This is a genomic window from Okeania sp. SIO2C2, assembly GCF_010692625.1.
Lineage (GTDB): Bacteria > Cyanobacteriota > Cyanobacteriia > Cyanobacteriales > Microcoleaceae > Okeania > Okeania hirsuta.
This window is the reverse complement of sequence record NZ_JAAHGM010000014.1, coordinates 25,907-44,820: the sequence shown is the minus strand read 5'-3', so window position 1 is coordinate 44,820 and position 18,914 is coordinate 25,907. Positions and strand designations below refer to the sequence as shown.

Annotated in this window: 10 protein-coding genes; 5 read left to right on the top strand and 5 right to left on the bottom strand. The window is 35.4% G+C overall.

Annotated features, from left to right (window positions below):
- Positions 1-184: 184 nt before the first annotated feature.
- Both F6K18_RS13900 and F6K18_RS13895 read left to right on the top strand, forming a co-directional pair.
- Entirely contained in the window at positions 185-2,737 is a 2,553-nt protein-coding gene (locus tag F6K18_RS13900; protein WP_287521612.1) for a M48 family metalloprotease, read from the top strand.
- 1,733 nt (positions 2,738-4,470) lie between these two features.
- Positions 4,471-4,944 carry an RNA-binding protein gene (locus F6K18_RS13895; protein WP_287521610.1) on the top strand — a complete coding sequence of 158 codons (474 nt, stop codon included), beginning with the start codon at positions 4,471-4,473 and terminating at the stop codon, positions 4,942-4,944.
- Between the two features lie 157 nt (positions 4,945-5,101).
- On the opposite strand, the gene F6K18_RS13890 is transcribed toward F6K18_RS13895, so the two are convergent.
- The 3 genes from F6K18_RS13890 to pds form a co-directional block, all read right to left on the bottom strand.
- Entirely contained in the window at positions 5,102-5,224 is a 123-nt protein-coding gene (locus F6K18_RS13890; RefSeq protein ID WP_287521608.1) for a hypothetical protein, read from the bottom strand.
- Positions 5,225-5,383: 159 nt separating this feature from the next.
- Positions 5,384-6,322: a 15-cis-phytoene synthase CrtB gene (crtB, locus tag F6K18_RS13885; protein WP_287521606.1), complete on the bottom strand. Its 939-nt coding sequence runs from the start codon at positions 6,320-6,322 to the stop codon at positions 5,384-5,386.
- Positions 6,306-7,763, bottom strand: coding sequence for a 15-cis-phytoene desaturase (gene pds, locus F6K18_RS13880; protein ID WP_287521604.1), 1,458 nt, complete (start codon positions 7,761-7,763; stop codon positions 6,306-6,308). Before pds ends, crtB begins: the two co-directional genes overlap by 17 nt.
- A gap of 649 nt (positions 7,764-8,412) precedes the next feature.
- Here pds and dnaK point away from each other — a divergent pair.
- Both dnaK and F6K18_RS13870 read left to right on the top strand, forming a co-directional pair.
- Positions 8,413-10,428 carry a molecular chaperone DnaK gene (dnaK, locus tag F6K18_RS13875; protein WP_287521602.1) on the top strand — a complete coding sequence of 672 codons (2,016 nt, stop codon included), beginning with the start codon at positions 8,413-8,415 and terminating at the stop codon, positions 10,426-10,428.
- 239 nt (positions 10,429-10,667) lie between these two features.
- The gene (locus F6K18_RS13870) at positions 10,668-11,666 is read left to right on the top strand and encodes a J domain-containing protein (RefSeq protein ID WP_287521600.1); all 999 of its coding nucleotides are present in this window, start codon (positions 10,668-10,670) and stop codon (positions 11,664-11,666) included.
- Positions 11,667-12,544: 878 nt separating this feature from the next.
- Here the strand turns inward: F6K18_RS13870 and F6K18_RS13865 are convergent.
- Entirely contained in the window at positions 12,545-12,994 is a 450-nt protein-coding gene (locus tag F6K18_RS13865) for a glutathione S-transferase N-terminal domain-containing protein (RefSeq protein WP_287521598.1), read from the bottom strand.
- A 580-nt stretch (positions 12,995-13,574) separates the two neighbouring features.
- Complete coding sequence (locus F6K18_RS13860; protein ID WP_287521596.1) at positions 13,575-14,276, bottom strand: glutathione S-transferase family protein; 702 nt, start codon at positions 14,274-14,276, stop codon at positions 13,575-13,577.
- Between the two features lie 865 nt (positions 14,277-15,141).
- Here F6K18_RS13860 and F6K18_RS13855 point away from each other — a divergent pair.
- Positions 15,142-17,634 (top strand): dynamin-like GTPase family protein, encoded by a 2,493-nt coding sequence (locus tag F6K18_RS13855; RefSeq protein ID WP_287521594.1) that lies wholly within the window; start codon positions 15,142-15,144, stop codon positions 17,632-17,634.
- Positions 17,635-18,914 lie beyond the last annotated feature (1,280 nt).

Genomic DNA, 18,914 nt, shown 5'->3' with positions numbered 1-18,914 from the left:
CCATTTATGTTAGCTTTCCTTCAGAAAGAAAATGCTTATTACTAAAAAAGAGTGAGTAGAGCTAGCAAATTTTAAGTCAAATTTCAAATTAAAGAAAGACATAAAAATAATAAATGGGTAAAGTGGTTCTACTTTTTTGCAGGTGACTAATTAGTTATCAAAAATATTAATATCAAAAATTAAAATGATAGATAATACACCCTCTGCTACAGATAGTTATTTACCAGAAAAACCATCCCTAAAATCTGGCTTACTTGCTCTTAAACAAAAAAAATATTCACAGGCGATCGCTCATCTAGAAATAATTTCTCAACAAAAAACCCTGAAGCAAAAGTTAAAAGCAAAGATGGGTTTAATAGTAGCTTATGAACGAACTCAACAAATAGATAAAGCCATTACCCTATGCTGTAATTTAACAAAAATCTCTAATGATGAAATTCAAACTTTTGCTCATCGTAACCTCAAAGAATTATTAAAGCGATATCCGCAAAAAAATCCTAAAAAATTAACTATTCCTACTCCTAAAACCCCACCATTACCTCCCCCACATCAACAACAAAATATTAAAACAGGATTTGTTCCATTTAATCCCACTTCAGGGCAAAATGCCTCGGCAAAAAATCATCAAAAACAATCTCAAAAAAATATTAATTTATCGAACATAAATAACTCTGTAAAAAATTCTAGTCAACCCTCAGATATTGTCAAACATAATCAGTCAAATCAAAATGATATAGATACAGAAAAAAATCAAAAACAACCTTTATCAACAGAAATTAATAACTCCAATTCAAAACCCTCAAATCAACCCTATAAAAAATCAACAAATATTCCTACAGATACAGGCGATCGCTCATCGAAAATAATATGGCGTGAAGCTGGAAGAGCAAAAGGAGGTCGTCAACTTAAATATCCTAACTTAACACTTTTTTGGCTAGAAAAAATAGTTGTGGGTGCTAGTCTATATTGGCTAAGTCTGACTATATTAAAATTGACTTTAGATATTACTAATGATTTCCTAGTGTGGCTGCCTTATTTCCAACCAATTCAAATTTTTTACCGAGACCCAACTCGAAATTTTATAATTTTTATCACAGTATTATTTGTCTTCTCTCCCTGGTTAATTGATGGGTTATTAACCCTTGGTTATGGTCTCCAAAATTTACCAACAACAACTCTAATTAATTACAGTAAAGAAGCCAATAAACTACTCCGTAGCTTTTGTCAAAAACGAAAAATACAAAAAATTAAATTAAAGATTTTACCAATAGATGTTCCTATAGCATTCAGTTATGGATGGTTGCCTCGTTTTTTCAGAATAGTTGTTAGTCAGGGATTGTTAGATAAATTAGCAGAAGATGAAATTGCCACTATTTATGCCAGGGAAATTAGTCATGTTAAAAATGGAGATTTTTGGTTAATGTCTATAGCTACTTTGATGCTTCAAATTCCTTACACTATTTATTGGCAATTAACTTTTTGGGCAGATTGGGTATTAGATTTTGTTGAGCGCGGATTACCTGATTTTTTACCAGAATTCATCAAATCTTGTTTACCTATTTTAGTATCCGGTTTTAGAGTATTCGCTGCAATAATTTCTACTCCTAGTTATGGCTTATATTGGTTGCTAAAATTGCCGATTTTATGGTTATCTCGTCGAAGAGTCTATTATAGCGATCGCCTTGCTTGTAACTTAACAGGAAATCCTAATGGTCTGACACGAGCTATTCTTAAAATTACAATTGGAATGGCTAATGATATACAAAATCAAGGCAAAATTAGAAATTTATTAGAAAGTTTTGAACTCTTAATGCCAGTCGGAATAAATCAAACTATTACTTTTGGTAGTGTTTGTTCACATAGTAATTTTGAATCAATTTTTAACTGGGATATTGTCAACCCATATCGTCATTGGTTGGCAATTAATGATAGCCATCCTTTGCTTGGCGAGCGGTTAAAAATATTATCTTTATATGCTAATTTTTGGCAGCTAGAGACTGAGCTGAATTTAGAAAATATTAATGCTAATGCCATTGAAAAAAATCAGTTAAGTAGGAATCAACAAGAGAAATATTTAACTACACCAAGTTTTAATTTACAGAAACTTTTACTTCAGGGAGCGCCTTTTTTCGGAATGTTAATAGGTCTACTTTTTACTGGCTTATTTTGGTTAATAGGTGGAATTTCTTCTGCTGTTGGTCTTTGGAGACTTGATTGGTTATGGGGAGATATTTCGATTTTAGTTGGCTCTTTAGCCATAGGTTTTAGTATTGGTATTTTGATTAGGATTAATCACTTTTTCCCCGATATTAAACCAAGCAAAACTTTGTATAATCCTGATTTGTTAAAATTATTAACTGATTTAGAAGCTTTGCCATTAGATAGTCATTTAATTCAGTTTAAAGGTCAACTTCTTGGTAAGAGTGGCATGAGTAACTTCTTGGGACAAGATTTGATTCTACAAACAACACAAGGACTGATAAAGTTACATTATTCTTCTCAATTAGGTCCTGTTGGTAACTTATGGCCTACGATCACGAATCATGGAGATCTTGTTGGTAAGTCTATAACTGTTACTGGTTGGTGGAGGCGAGGGGCTATTCCTTGGATAGATATCCATAACTTAAAAGGCGATTCTGGTAAATCTCTTAATAATGGCCATCCAGTCTGGTCAACTATTGTAGCTTGTATTTTTTCTATATGGGGAGTTTATATGATATATGTAGGCAGATTTTAATTATCAGATTATGTAAAGAAAGGTTGCACTATTAAACAAACAATGTTAAATTTAGCTATAAGTTTAAATTTGCTTAACTAAAGTAACTTCAGGATGTAGGCTTGTATTAGTTTGTAGAGATATTACGTCTATTGAAATGTATAAACTTATCCTATTTAATAGTAAGTATAGTTTTAGTAGTATATATATAATGGTTTAGTTAATCAGCAGCAAAGTTCTAAAATTCATTGTCAGTTAAAATTCTTGCATGGTAAGTGTCAATCTCCCAACACAGTAATTTCTGCCAGCTAGTTATTGCGGCTGCTTTTTTTTTAATTAAGAACCTTCGCGATCTTATAAGTGGACATTGCTTAATAGTTTAGCTATTAGATTTTTCTTGACTTTCGCATACTTGCGGTATTATGTGTGATTATTCTAATTTAACTTGCCTTTTCCTTAGCTTGAGTTCTATTCTCATAATTGCCATGACAATATAACGTCATTTTTTCTCTAGCTTTTTAGCATTAGCGCTAGTGAATCTTATCTTGAACAGACAACTCCTATATAAAATATGTCAAGTATGTTTTTCTTGATTGCCACGATCAATAAATCTTGATGTATCTTTAGTCTAAGACTTTGGATTTTGGTATGTCAATCCTAATTTTAATATTAATGAAACACTCAGAAAATTCAAGCCATTCTTGATGATAATATAGAGCTTTTCTTTTAGGATAGGGCTTTAAACCGAATTTTTTGGTAAGAAAATATTGGTAGCCAAATTTTTCAAAAATATGTAGATTATTGACTTAGGGTTGTGATAAGTTTATACTAGTCAGATATAATGTTGTCTGTTAAAAAATCAAATATCTAATATGAACATTTCCGGTTTGCTTGGAAAATAAGGTAAATATTATGGTTAAGAGTTGGTCTTCAATAGTAGGGAGTATACTAAAAATAAATGTACTATGTAATAATTGAGTTGCTTGAATTTAGCAGGCTTTAAAGTTATATTTATAAGTTAGGGTTATAAGCGTTTAGCAAATCAATATCAAAAAGAAGTAATTTAGCAAGACCTATAGCCTTGTTGACTGAGTGGTGACTAAAAAGTTTAAAAACAACCTGATAAAATCAGATTATCTGCTAAAGTTAACCAAATTGGAAAATGGGAGATCATTTCACTTTTTATTAAGGGCTAACTACTGAAGTTAAATAATTTGGATAAATTTGGACAAATCTCAATAAATCTTGACAAAAAACTGATTGTCTGCTAGGGTACACAAAAGCAAAAATCAAGCTAATTTAATTTAGATTAAGGCTTGAAACCCTGTACAAAACTCTTAAGAATAGGTAGCTTGTAAAAAGGTGATTGAGAAATCCATTAACCTTAAGTGAATGTCCGGAAAATATCAAGTAGCAAAGTTTTCATAGTAGATTAATAGATTTTAGTAGGTGGAGTTCCCGCCGATTTTAAGCCTGCTCTCGAAGATAAGTTACAGACTGCGGTCAGTGGTATTCAATGTTCGCGCAGCATTGCGTCAGCAAAGCAGGAAGCTAGCTCTAAAACCCTTTTGGGTAAGTTTGGGTAAGTTTAGTAGAACGGTAAATAGTAATATTTGTCTCAGGTTTTTCGCACTTCAGAGTCAGGAGCAGTTTTTTTTGAGCGCCCTCTTCTTTTGTTTGTGTTCAGTCAATCTCAGTCAACAAAGTTTTTGTTTTATTGTCATTAAGCAAGTCAAAGTCTGGAGGAAATTGGTATGTCAATTCGTTTGTATATAGGTAATCTACCTAAAGAAGTAATGGAACGTCAAGAACTGCAAGAAGTTTTTGCCGAAGAAGGTGATAGTGTGAGCACTAAATTGATCACAGATCGTAAAACTGGTAAGTGCCGTGGTTTTGGCTTTGTAACAGTCAAAAATGATGAACAAGCTGACCAAATTATCGAAAAGTACAATGGTTATCAGTTTAAAGAAAGTCCTTTGAAAATTGAAAAGGCTTTGCCCCGCTCTAAGAATAAGAGCGAGTCAGAAAAAACTGAGGATGAGTCAAAACCTGCAAACAAAAGCAGTGGCAAGGCTAAAAAGTATCGTCGTGAAAAGGATAAAGGAGCATCAAAAACTACCAGCAGTAATCCTAATTCTAGCGGAAATGATGCAGTTCAGCCAGACCCCCGTTGGGCAGATGCGTTAACACAGTTGAAGCAGCGTTTAGCAGCTACCAGTAATTCTTAAGAAAACAAACAAGTAAAGTAAATTAGACTATCAAGTTAAAATGATTGTAGATATAGTTGTACAAGGAACTGTAGCTAGCTCTATAAAATCTTAATAAGTTTATAAAGTCACTTTGAAGCCTTCGATTTAATGATAAATCAAAGGCTCTTTTTATAGTTTAATTTTTGACTACAGCAATTTTCATTTCAGTAGACCACAGTAGAGGCGAATGGCCATTTCCCCTTAAACGATTTTTGTTATGATGATGTGGTTCATCAATCTGAAAAGCGCTGTAAGACAAGACAGATTTCAGTTAATTAGTTATAGGTTTCATGATTTTGATATTTAATTAAGCTTGGAACGACTATGTTTGTAGTTAAACTTAGCTCTACCTCATATTGCAATTCACTTATCTCTATGATTCAAACTAACTATATGTTATAAGAAAAAATTCAAAAACTTATAACACTTTCGATCTAAGTAATGCTATGGGTAAACATACTAACTTTCGAGGGGTAGAAACGTAAGCTCGACGGTTGAACACATCATATTGATTGCGCTCAATAGCATCTAAAATTTTACTGTAAAGCATAGAAGCTGACCAAACAGGCCAACGAATATCAGGATTCAAACGCCTAATACCTTTCTCTGCATCAACAAAAAACTTGCGTGCTCTGTTAATCTGAAATTTCATTAATTCTCGCCAGCGTCGATCGATTACACCATTCAATAAATCTTCTTCGGTATAATCAAACAAAGCTAATTCTTCTAGAGGAAGATAAATCCGACCCCGACGAGCATCTTCTCCTACATCTCGTAGAATATTGGTAAGTTGATTGGCAATTCCCAAAGCGATCGCCTCTGATGTGGGAGATTTCATATGTTGTTTTTTATTCCAGGGAGCAGCAAAACTAGAGCGATCGACTCCCATAACTGGCATAGTCATTAAACCAACTGTACCTGCCACTCGATAACAGTAAAGTTCAAGTTCTTCAAATGTTTCGTAGCGACTGCGGTACAGATCCATTTGCTGACCCGCGATCATATCTCGAAATGGTTGTATGTCTAAAGGAAACCTGGATAGAGTATCTACCAAAGCTACATCTGTATCTTCTAGTGGATAGCCAGCAAAGATAGATTCTAGATGCTTTTCCCACTCTTGGAGAGTTTCTGTAGTTGTAGTACTTGACATGGGTCCATCAACCAGTTCATCTGTACGACGACACCAGACATATATTGCCCATATCGCCTTACGTTTAGCTTCTGGCATTAACTGAGTACCCATATAAAAAGTTTTAGAATGGGTAGCTGTGACTTGACGACACAGCTCATAAGACTCTTCTAGTGATACCAGGGATGAACGAGTCATGCGCTGAGAAAATTTAGACCGTTGCAGCATTCTTTGCTGGCTTTGGAGTTGTTGGTTGCAGGTTTGCATGAGATTCAAGGTGAGTAGAAGCGTTAGCGGAGCTGGCCTGAGCAATCGCCTGCGCTGTCAGCTTTCCAGAAAGTACAGCTCCTTCCATGCTAGCTAGATAGCGCTGCATAGTATAGTCTCCTGTAAGGAAGAAATTTGCAATTGGTGTTACTTGGGAAGGGCGACAATCTTGGCGACCGGAGGTAGCTTTATATACAGAGCGGGGCGTTTTGACAACGTGAGATTTCAACAACTTAGCTGGAGAATTTCCTGTAAAGTGATGGGGAAATAATTTTTCCAACTCTGCCATTGTGGCTGCGATTATTTCTTGGTCGGATTTAGAAATCCAATCTTTGGCGGGTGCTAATACTAATTCCAACATGGAACGATCGGGATTAGCATATTCACGACATGTGTTACTCATATCTGCATAGACACTTAGTAGAGGTGAGCGTGAAAACAGTAGATGGTCTATATCTGTTAGTTTGCGATCGAACCATAGATGTAGATTAATTACTGGTACACCTTCAAGACCATTGAGCTTTTGGAAGTATTCCATCTGCTGCCAAGGTTTAGGTAACATTGTTTTGAGTGGATCGACTGGCATTGCTGATACATAAGCATCAGCAGTTATGACTCGATCTTCAGATCCATTTAATCCTCTGATTAGAAATCCACTGACTTTACCATCATCGTTCAGTAAAAATTCCTTTATCGGTGCATTTAACTCTACTTCTCCACCTCCCTTAGTAATATAATCTACCAGAGGTTGACATAATCGCTCTGTCGGCGAACCATCTAAAAAGGCCATTTTAGAGCCATTTTTTTCTTGGAGAAAACGGTTTAGAGCTGTGAGAATTACAGTTGAGGATATTTCCTCTGGTCCAATAAAATTCAACGCTTTTGACATAGCGATGAATACTTCTTTCTCTACTCTTGGAGGAACATTCTGTTTTTTCAACCATTCTGAGAAGGTGTATCTGTCCATTTTTTCCACATATTCCTGGCCTTGAAGCATAGCTGGAATCAGACCTATACCAAATCTAATTTTTTCTGGCCAGGTTAGCATATCATTATTGCGGAGAATAGCCACAACTCCATTCAAAGGTGCTGGAATATCAGGAAAATCAAATCTAGAGTATGTTCCTGGTTTTTCTGGCTGATTAAAAATCATCGTGTGCTGTTTCCATTGCAGTCTATCCTCTATATTTAGTTCTTTGAATAGCTGCAACATATTTGGATAGGCTCCAAAAAATATATGTAGACCAGTCTCGTACCAGTCTCCTTCCTCGTCTTTCCAGGCTGCTACCTTTCCTCCAAGAACGTCCCTTCTTTCTAGGACTATTGGAGTATGACCCATGTCTGTTAGATATTTGGCACAGGAAAGACCGGCTAGTCCCGCTCCCGCGATCGCAACTCGCATTTACTTGGTAAAAACCTCTTTAATTCAATTTACTTCTTTTTTATTATTATAACTTTACAAGTTGTTACAAATTTCAGCAACATCTCATTTGTTATTTTTAATTCCATTTGCCTCAATTTTTGTTATGTCTACCTTTTGACAAAAAGTAGATAAGTGTGGTAATGTTACAGCAAAATTAGTAATATAATCTAAGTATCTTAATAAAATTTAAAAATACATACTTAAATTTGCTCTTGAATATCGATAACAGATTAAGATTAACAGACTAAGGGTAAGAGGCGAGCACAAAAAAAATTAAATCTATAAATCTAAGTTAAGTATGTAGCTATAGAAAAAAAGGCCAAATAAGGAATAAGGAGCCAGAGAGGAGAATACAAACCCTATAAAATCAATAAATTTGAGGGTTTTAGCAAGGAATTCTTGAGCATAGTTGTTTCTCTAAAAAAATTAACCTTAGTCCATAATTCATAAATAAATTTAGTTGTTTTCAACTCTATAAGCAGACAGAAGGCAAAAATATATTTGATTATTCCTGTCTATTGCTTCTGGCCTTCTGCCTTCTTTTCAGAGGGTGAGGCTATCCTCAAAGCTTGAGAAATTTGACACGATAGAATAATCAACAAAAGGACAGAATAAAGAAAACTAAGGCATGGGCAAAGTAGTCGGCATAGACCTGGGTACAACAAACTCCGTAGTCTCCGTCATGGAAGGCGGAAAACCGATAGTGATAGCTAATTCAGAAGGAATGCGGACAACTCCATCTGTAGTTGGCTTCACTAAGGAAGGAGAACGAATAGTCGGACAAATGGCCAGAAGACAAACTGTTCTGAACCCTCAGAACACTTTCTATGGGGTCAAACGATACATTGGACGTAAATACTCTGAATTATCTCCAGAGTCAAAGCGGGTTCCCTATACAATTCGCCGGGATGAATATGGCAATGTCAAAATCAAATGTCCTCGGATGAAACGAGATTTTGCTCCGGAAGAGGTCTCAGCCATGATTTTGCGGAAGCTAGCAGATGAAGCAAGTCGCTATCTGGGAGAAGAAGTTACAGGAGCAGTAATTACCGTACCAGCCTATTTTAATGATTCTCAAAGACAGGCCACTCGTGATGCAGGGATGATTGCGGGTTTAGAAGTTAAAAGAATTCTGAATGAACCAACGGCTGCATCTTTGGCTTATGGATTAGAGAATACAGAGAATCAGGTAATTTTGGTGTTCGACTTGGGTGGAGGTACATTTGATGTATCAATACTAGAAGTAGGAGATGGAGTATTTGAAGTTAAATCTACGAGTGGAGATACCCAACTAGGGGGTAATGACTTTGACCAACGAATAGTAAATTGGTTGGCAGAACAATTTCTAGAGACAGAGGGAATAGATTTAAGGACGAGCGATCGCCAGGCATTACAACGGCTGATGGAGGCTGCGGAGAAAGCTAAAATAGAGTTATCTGGGGTTGGAGTGACTGAGATTAACCTACCCTTTATTACAGCCACAAAAGATGGCCCTAAACATTTAGAAACTAGGCTGACTAGGTCTCAATTTGAAGGACTTTGTGGGGATTTAATTCCCAGAATAGGACGCCCTGTGAAAATGGCATTAAAAGATGCGGGTATTAGTCCTTCTATGATTGATGAAGTAGTATTAGTGGGTGGTTCAACTCGGATTCCTTTTGTCCAAGATTTAGTTTACTCTCTGATAGATAGAGAACCAAATCAAGGGGTTAATCCTGATGAAGTTGTGGCTGTGGGAGCTGCTATTCAGGCCGGAATTTTAGCTGGTGATGTACGAGATGTTCTGCTGTTGGATGTTTCACCATTATCTTTTGGCTTAGAAACTATTGGTGGGGTGATGAAAAAACTTATTCCCCGAAATACTACTATCCCGGTGCGACGTTCTGATATCTTTTCTACTTCAGAAAATAACCAGACTGTTGTTGAGATTCATGTTATTCAGGGAGAACGAGAAATTGCGGCGGAGAATAAGTCTCTAGGGAAATTTAAGCTTACGGGTATTCCTCCTGCACCACGGGGTGTGCCACAGGTACAAGTGGCTTTTGATATTGATGCTAATGGTATTTTGCAGGTGACTGCAATGGACAAAACTACCGGTAGGGTTCAAAGTATTACGATTCAAGGGGCATCGACTTTGACTCAACAAGAAATTAATCAGATGATTCGGGATGCTGAAAATTTTGCTGAGACAGACCGACTAAGAAGGGAGCAAGTAGAAAAGCGCAATCGTGCAGAGGCTTTGGCCTTTCAAGCTGAACGACTACTCCGGGAAGTGGCCTTAGATTATGGTATGCAATTTGCTGCTAGGAGTCGTCAACGGATCGAGATGTTGATTAGAGAACTAAGGGATAGCCTGGAGAGGGATGATGAGCGGGGTATCGATCAGGTGGGAGTTGATTTACAGGATGCTCTGTACGATTTGAATCGTGAAGTTTCAATTTATACTTCTGAATCTGAGGATGATGATTTCTTTGGGTCTGTGCGTCGGAGTATTTCTGGAGAGGACCGCAAGGGCAAGGAACGCTATGATTATGATAATAGGATAGATCGTAGGTCTTCGGATAGAGTCAGTTATAACAGACCAAATAGACCTAATCGTTATTATCAGAGTGATGATTGGAATGATGATGATGATTGGTTGTAACTATTTTAGATTTTACGGGAGATAGTTTCTTGCTTAGTTGCAAGATATAGTTAAAATTAAAAGTGAATTTATTGTCGTGAATGAGTTATGAATATTGGAGAATTTCCTAAGTAAATTAGTGACTTTTTATTATTTTTCTCGAAAAGTGAGAAGGTAAGAAGTCTTAAGTATTCTACCGTTTTTCCTCAAAAAGTTATAGAAAATATTTATAGTTAAAACTTATAAGTTTAAGTTAGCAGATGCAAAATTTTCGGAATTATTATCAGATTTTAGATGTTTCTAAAGATGCTTCGGTGGATGAAATTAAGAAAGCATATAGGAGACTGGCACGACAGTTTCATCCAGATGTAAATCCTGGTGATAAAGAGTCAGAAGAAAAATTTAAAGATATTAATGAAGCTTATGATATTTTATCAGATATAGAAAAACGAACAGAATACGATAAGTTTATTCGATATTGGAAACCTAAAGGAATTGGGGGTAGGGTAGGGATACGAGTTCCTGATTTTAGGAATTGGGATAATCGTGATGAAAATGGGCGAAAAAATGAAAAAAATTCAGATGTTAGTGACTTTTCAGATTTTAATACTTTTGTAGACCAACTATTAGGTCGTCGCCGTGAAGTTAGAACTCCAGTTGAATCGACAATTCCAAAAACTCAGACTTCTAATGTTTATCGTTCTGGTCAGAAAAAGAATACTTATAAGGCAACAGAGCGGGAAGTAAAAAAGGATATTGAGGCTAGATTAACTTTACCTTTGGAAAAGGCTTATGTGGGAGGGGTTGAAAAAATCCGTTTGGAGGATGGGCGTTCGATAGAGGTGAATATGCCGATGGCTATGGTTAGTGGTCAAAAAATTCGTCTGAAAAATCAGGGTATTGGTGGGGGAGATTTGTATTTGAAGATTACGATCGCTCCTCATGATTTTTATCAGTTGGATGGACCGGATATTTTTTGTGAGTTGCCTATTACTCCTGTGGAGGCTGTTTTGGGTGGGGATATTGAGGTGCCTACTTTGGATGGTTGGGTGAAGATGAAGTTGCCGGCAGGGGTTTTTTCTGGTCAACGTTTACGGCTTGCGAGTAAGGGGTATCCTGATGGGAGGGGTGAGCGTGGGGACCAGTTGGTGGAGATTAAGATTGTGACTCCGAGGAACCCTAGTCAGGAGGAGTTGGATATTTATCAGAAGTTACGGGAGGTTGAGAAGTTTAAGCCGAGGAAGGATTTGCCTGTTTGATTTGAGTTTTAGCTGTGCGAAGGAATAAGCTTGCTTTGTCTGAGTTTTGAGCTTTTGATATGTTCTAACCTTACATATATAATTTATAATTTATATTTTATGGGTCGTAGTTGAATAAAAAATCATACATAGGGACGAGTAACTAAAACTTTATATACCTGATCACGATTTTTGAGAAGATGCAACCTCATTATCCTCTAATTTTTTTAGCTTCAGAAAATGAAAAAGTGCAATTTAAACTCAAGAAGGAGTCCTGCGCTTTATCTGCTGATTCAGGGTCATTTCAGTTATCAGTTATCAGTTATCAGTACCTCTGCCTGTTTGCGCAGCATTCCACAGGAAAGCATCGGAATTGAAATATTGAACTTGATTTTTTTTCATCCCATTGAAAGGGGAGGCTTGAGACCTTATTTTTTGGTCAGGAGGCATTTTTGAGAGCAAATAAAAATCTGTTTCACTTTTTTTAGTTGAATAAAAAGTCATGTGTAGGGGCGAACAACTCCCAACATGTATATCCTATCGCGGTTTTTGAGGGGATGCAACCTCATGATCCTCTAATTTTTTTGAGCTTCAGAAAATGACAAGGTTCAATATTTTGATTACCTATACTCATAGGGAGCGATCGGGCAATATTTCTATTATTGAGGATGATTTTTTTTTGCAGCGGAGGGAAGTTTTGGAAAAGAATTCAGACAACCTTTGAGAAAACGCATCTATGTTGATGGAGGTCTGGATTTTTCGGCTTATTTGTTTTGGCGTTGGTGAATCAGCATCAGAATTAAGATATTTGGACTAACCGTAATCAACATCAGAATTATGAATACCCCTTTCATTACTTGCTCCCAAACAAACCGTAAACGAAATAATCTGTAGGGACTTTAAATAGGGTTTCCATTTAATACTCCATATAAACGTGATGCTTCATTGGTGTATCTTTCAATTGCATAGGGAATTTTTTCGGGTGCATATTGACGAAAATGATGAGCTTGCCCTAACATTGGGCCAAGACCTCCCATTTGAAACATTAGCCACTGAATTACTGTGTAGCGATCGCTTGGGTTTTCAGGAATAAAGCTACTTGTTTTTTCAGCTAAATAAAGCAAAATAGCTCCTGACTCGAAGATAGAAATAGGGTTGCCATTGGGTCCATTGGGGTCAACAATGGCTGGCATTTTATTGTTAGGGCTAATTTTCAGATATTCTGGCTGAAATTGGTCTCCGGCGGTAATATTAACTGGAATTAAGTTATAGGGAGTTTCTGTTTCTTCTAACATGATAGAAACTTTCCAGCCATTAGGAGTTGGCCAGTAATATAAGTCGATAGTCATAGTTTAAAAAAGCTCCAATTTTTATTGAGTTTACTATTAGAAAGCATTCAGCACTTCAGCACTTCAGCAATCAGCTTTTTAGAAGGGGATTTAAACCTTTCCTAAAATTAAGCTATTTAATATAGGTTGGGGATTTAAATCCAAGCTTTTCTGTTCCGGAATGCTTGGCAAACAGATACCTAATTATATGCGTAAATTTTTAGGCTGATAGCTGATAACTAATAGCTGATAGCTAGTGCCACTACACGGAAGTTAAAAGTCAAAAGTTAAAAGCGAGTGTGTAATACCAATTTGAAAAAAGAATGTTACGAATAGTAAGAGCGATAAAAATAATTTACAGGAGATGTCTCTTTGAGAAAAAAAGATAATTTACGCCCTAAAAAATGGTATTAAAGCTATTCCCATACGACTCCTGACTCCTAAGAAATACTCTAGATATTTGTAGCAAAAATTTGTCAATTTGATATAATTATGAGGTTTCCTCAGAATGTAAGACACACTCAAGACAGTCAATCATTTTTGATTTGTAATTGTTTTAGGATTTTGTAACTGGTAAGTTATTTCTGCCATCCTGTACTAGCTAATTATAACCAAGACTTTGACGTGCCAGACTGTTAAATAAATCGAGCATTTTTTCCCGCCACATATTAACAGGGTCGTTGGTTTCTAGGAATTTAATGGGGGAAATAGAACGAGCAAATTGAAACCTAGCAAATATAATGTAATCGGCAAAGTTTGGTTTTTCTCCTGCTAAGAAAGGCTGTTGATTTAAAGTTTCTCTTAAAGGAGAGAGGATGGTTCTAAAATTATCAATTTGAGATTGTTTTACATCTTTAAATTCTTCTAGTGGTTTGCCTAATTTTTGTTCGCGAGTTTCTCTAAAATAAGTTTTGTCTTTGGCATCTATATGTTCAAATACATTGTAGATGAGCATTGGTAGTAAGGCTGGAATCAATACTTTTTCATCCCAATTTTTGATAAATAAAACTTGGGATTTTGCTTGAGAACAGCCGAATAAAGAAGGTTGGTTTGGATAAGTTTCCTCTAAATAATTAGCAATATTCCAAGAGTCAAAAACTACTTGATTTCCATCAACAATTACAGGTACTTTTTCTTGACCTGAGAAAGCGATCGCTTCTTTTTCTGTGAAGTGCCAAGGAATTCTTTGTACTTCTAGTTGTTTATGGGCTAGAGCCATACGAATTCTCCAGCAGTAAGGGCTAAAAGCTCTGTTATCTTCTGCTCCTACTAGGTCGTACATTTTGATTTTCATGGATGCCATAATACTTGCAACTCCTCTATCAAATATAACAGAGTTTTAGCTTGTTAATAAGTCATATTTTGTGTCAGTATCAAGCTATTCTTACAGCAATAATTAACTAATTTTTTCAATCTTTTATTTCTCTACTACTTAAAAAAATAGCCATAGCGATTAAGATATAGACTGACAATTATCTTTTTGAAATACCAAGATATTTCAAAGAAATATTAATACTGGACGAGATGCTATTCCCTTTTTCTAATAAGTATTCAATCAAAATTACAGTGATTTTTTATGGTTAGGTCAAACAGGAGGTAATTATTAATTGTTTAAGAATGGTAGTTGTATGGAATTTTCGTAAGTCAGAGGGAAGACAGAATTTGGAAGAAGAAAGAAGTATTGAATCAAAAAAGTAAAAACAATAAATATAGCAGGGAACAGGGAACAGTTAACTAGGAACAGGAGAAAAAAATTTCCCTGTCTGAAGCTCATCATCAACATAAGTCCTAAGCAACTTGTTCGTTGCTATATAACTATCTAAAATGAATTAGAGAAACTCTTTTTAAGTATCTCCAATTGAGATGCACCTTTTTATATCATTCTTTTTTTAAATTGGTTTGACAATTACTCACAGACATAGAAGTAGAAATTACAGATGCAAAGAATTTTTTGTGCCTTTTTTCAGAAATTTTCTTCTTTGTTGGCTACTTCTGCAAAAAGTCTATTCTTTTTCGGAGAAGTCTAATGATTTTTTTTTAATTTCTCCCTAAAATTACAGTCTTGTCCTGATTCAAGTGAAATATTAATCGGTGAAAATACTATTGTTGTGCATCAACAAATAATTAATAATAAAATAACAGACATTTACTCACACCATAAAATAGAAATGAATATAATTCCCACCCAATGTCAAGACTTACAAAATCAGGTAGAAAATTTACTGAAATTATTGCATCAAGAACCCACTCTTAGACAACAAGATACAACAGCAGTTCGTGCTTCTTTAAATAAAGTAATTTCTCCCAAATTTGAAATAGTATTTGCGGGAGCTTTTAGTGCGGGTAAGTCAATGTTAATTAATGCTTTATTAGGGCGAGAATTACTTTATAGTGCAGAGGGACACGCTACAGGAACAGAATGTTATATTGAATATGCCGAACCTGAAAAAGAAAGAGTAGTTTTAACATTTTTAAGCGGGGCAGAAATTCAAGAACAAGTAGCAATTTTACGAAAGGAATTAGGTTTAGACCCCAGTGCTAAAATTCAACAACCAGAAGTAATCGAAATTATTCGGGAACAATGCGACGCAATTATTAAAAATGAAGGTGGGGAAAATAAATCGGAGCGGGCTAAACAAGCAAAAGCATTGAAATTATTAGTAGATGGTTTTGAGGCGAATAAAGAATGTATTCATCCTGCTGAAAATGCTATTTATTCTATGGAGCAGTTTAACTTTTCTAACTTGAAAGAAGCAGCAAGTTATGCGCGACGAGGAATGAATAGTGCTGTGTTGAAGAAGGTGGAATATTATTGTCATCATCCTTTATTAGAAGACGGAAATATAATTATTGATACTCCAGGAATTGATGCTCCTGTAGAAAAGGATGCTCAAGTTACTTATGACAAAATAGAGAACCCAGAAACTTCGGCAGTTGTTTGTGTTTTAAAATCTGCTGCTGCGGGAGATATGACAACTGAGGAAACAGAATTATTGGAAAAAATGCGAGAAAATCCTGGTATTAGAGACCGGGTTTTTTATGTCTTTAATCGTATAGATGAAACTTGGTACAATTCTCAACTTAGGCAGCGATTAGAAAATTTGATTATTTCTGATTTTCGAGATACGGAAAAGATTTATAAAACTAGTGGATTGTTAGGTTTTTATGGCAGTTTAATTCAAGAGACAAGTCGGAGCGATCGCTTTGGTTTGGATAGTATATTTGTTAATAGTGTTAAAGGTTTGGATGGAGAGGAGGAAACGCCACAATTTGTCTATGCTTTTAATAATTATTGTGGAACTTCTCGCAAACTTCCTAGTAATTTTCGGGTAAGTATTAATGGTTTTGAGTCACCTAATGAAAATTATGTCAGGATTTTGGAGGAGTGGGGAAAACCGTTAATCGAACAATTAATTATTGATAGTGGAGTAGAAGAATTTCGGGATGGAATTACTCGCTATCTGAAGGAGGAAAAACGCCCGCAATTATTTGCAAATTTGGCAGATGACTTACAAAATATCTGTATACAATTACAGAAAAATTATTTAGCAACTCAACGATACTTGGCAAGTCAACCTCAAGAAATAGAGGCGATGAAAGCTCAGGAATTATCATTATTAAATTCTCAACTCCAGGAGGTGGGTGAAGGATTTAGTCAACATATTTCTGAGGAAGTAAATTTGCTAGTCACAAATAAATGTGATGGTTTTGAAGCAGATTTTAATCAACTCCAATCTCGAATGATTCGTCGTTTAGATGAACTGTTAGATACTTTTTCTGTAGAAGCTGCTTATAGTCGAGCAACTATTAATCATCCCCAGAATGCAACGGCTCCTTTATTAGCAGTTTTAGTCGAAGCTCTTTATTATTTAGCGAATCAATTAGAGGATATTTTAGTTGACTCTACTCAGTTAGTAATAACTGGATTTTTCCAAAGTTTAATTGATCGAGTTCGTAAGTCAGAATATTATCGACAACTCTATCGTTTGTTAGGCAATGATGGAGGAATTGAAAAACATTTAAAGGAAGTAGAAAAAACAGTTAGCACGGCATTAATAAGTGCAGCGCGAATAGAATGTGACAGATTTGTGCGAGAAAGTCCGCGTTTTTATGATGAAGGAACTTTTTCTATCTATCAGTTTCGGCAGACTTTATTACAAACTTCTCAAAGTTTTGACTGTAGCAGTATGGTAGAAGCGGAACCAGCAATTAGACAATTATTGAAGTTAGATTTTGAGCCAAAAGTTTCCAAGACTATTCGGCAAACTTTTCGACAAACTGTCAATCAAACTTTGAAGACTAATTTATTACCGATGGCTGAAAAACAAGGGGAAGATATTATGCAGCAATATAATCAAGCGCGAGAGTATTTAGAGCAAAGTTTGGAGACGGAAGCTGGGGATAAAATTCAACGAAATTTACGTTTACAAACTGAAGTTGAGGAGAAAATTGGGGTTTATAATCAGGTGGTTTCTAGTATTAATAGTTGTTTACGGACGATGTTATTGAATGAGCGGCAATTACCGATTATTTCTGGGTTTAATTTTGGGAAAGGTGAGGATAATTTGGATGTAGTAAGTGATGAAAATGAGAAATTATTGGAGAGTGAAGAAGTATCCCCACTTGATGATTTAAGACAGCAGATGAATTTGAATAGTTAGGGGTAGCTTTATTTCAGAAAAATGTAGGGTGTGTTGTTGAGGCATCCTACAGTTATAGCGCTCCGCGCAAGGCAAAAGTCAAAAGTCAAAAGTTAAAAGTAATACCAGTTTGATAAATATTTACTACAAATCAATAGGTTATTTCTTAGGAGTCAACCCACCCCTAACCCCTCCCAGGAGGGGAAGGACCGAGTCAGAGTAAATAGCTTTGATACCATTTATCAGGTCGGAATTTATCTTTTTAGTCCAAGAGACATCTTTAATAAAGTCTTTTAATTGCCCAAATTAATTCGTAAAATTCTTTTTCCAAATTGGTATAATCCCTGACTGAGTTTGAGCCTTTATAAATTTCCTAACCTTTGTTTCGACTGCTATACCCAGTAAATAATTTAAATTATTAGAAAAGTAAATATTACGAATAGTATAAAAAATCAACTATTTTATGATGATTATGATGGTCTAGAGTTAGAATTTTCCATTTAACTTTAAGGTTTTATTTCGCGACAAGTCTATTAATTATTAATTATTAATTGTTGAAGACCTAATAAATGATATTGAAGCTATTCATTCTGTACGTTGCTAATCCGACAGCTTCCCTACCTGACTCCTAAGAAATAAACTAGCTATTTGTAGCTAAGATTTATAAAATTCGTATTATTATCTAAAAGTCTAGGATATTTCAAAATTCAAATAAAATTGTTATAGTGGTTGCAAATTTCATCTGATTTATGAACTAATTCAAGAAAGAATAAGGTTTTAGTTATCTAGAAAAATCTGCCAATAGCGCAGTCAAGACATCCGGAGCTTCAATATTGTAGAAAATCAGAAGCGATTAGTGCAGGATGGCGGAAATAACTGACCAGTTAAAAAATCCTAAAAGCCTTACCAATCAATACTTTTGAATTTTGAATTTTGAATTTTGACTTCCGCGTAGCGGCACTAGAATAGTCAACCCATCTTTAATTCAAGCATTTAAAGCATTTTAACTGTATTCTTGTAAGTATCTTTTGCTAGCATTATTTGATCGATAAAATATTATGCTTCAAGATTTATTATAACTGAATATCCATAGTAAATTCAAGAAGTCAGAAATCAGAAGTGTGTTTGCGCAGCATTCGGAGCGAAAGTCAGAAGTTAAAATTAGTGGGAGATTGTTACTTACCACTAATTTTCAACCGTTAAAATAAAATTTATAGCGGGGGTTGCGTTACCCTATTTATCCGTCTAGAAATAGAGATTTTATTACCGAAATTATCACGGGGAAAAACTTCTGACTTGGT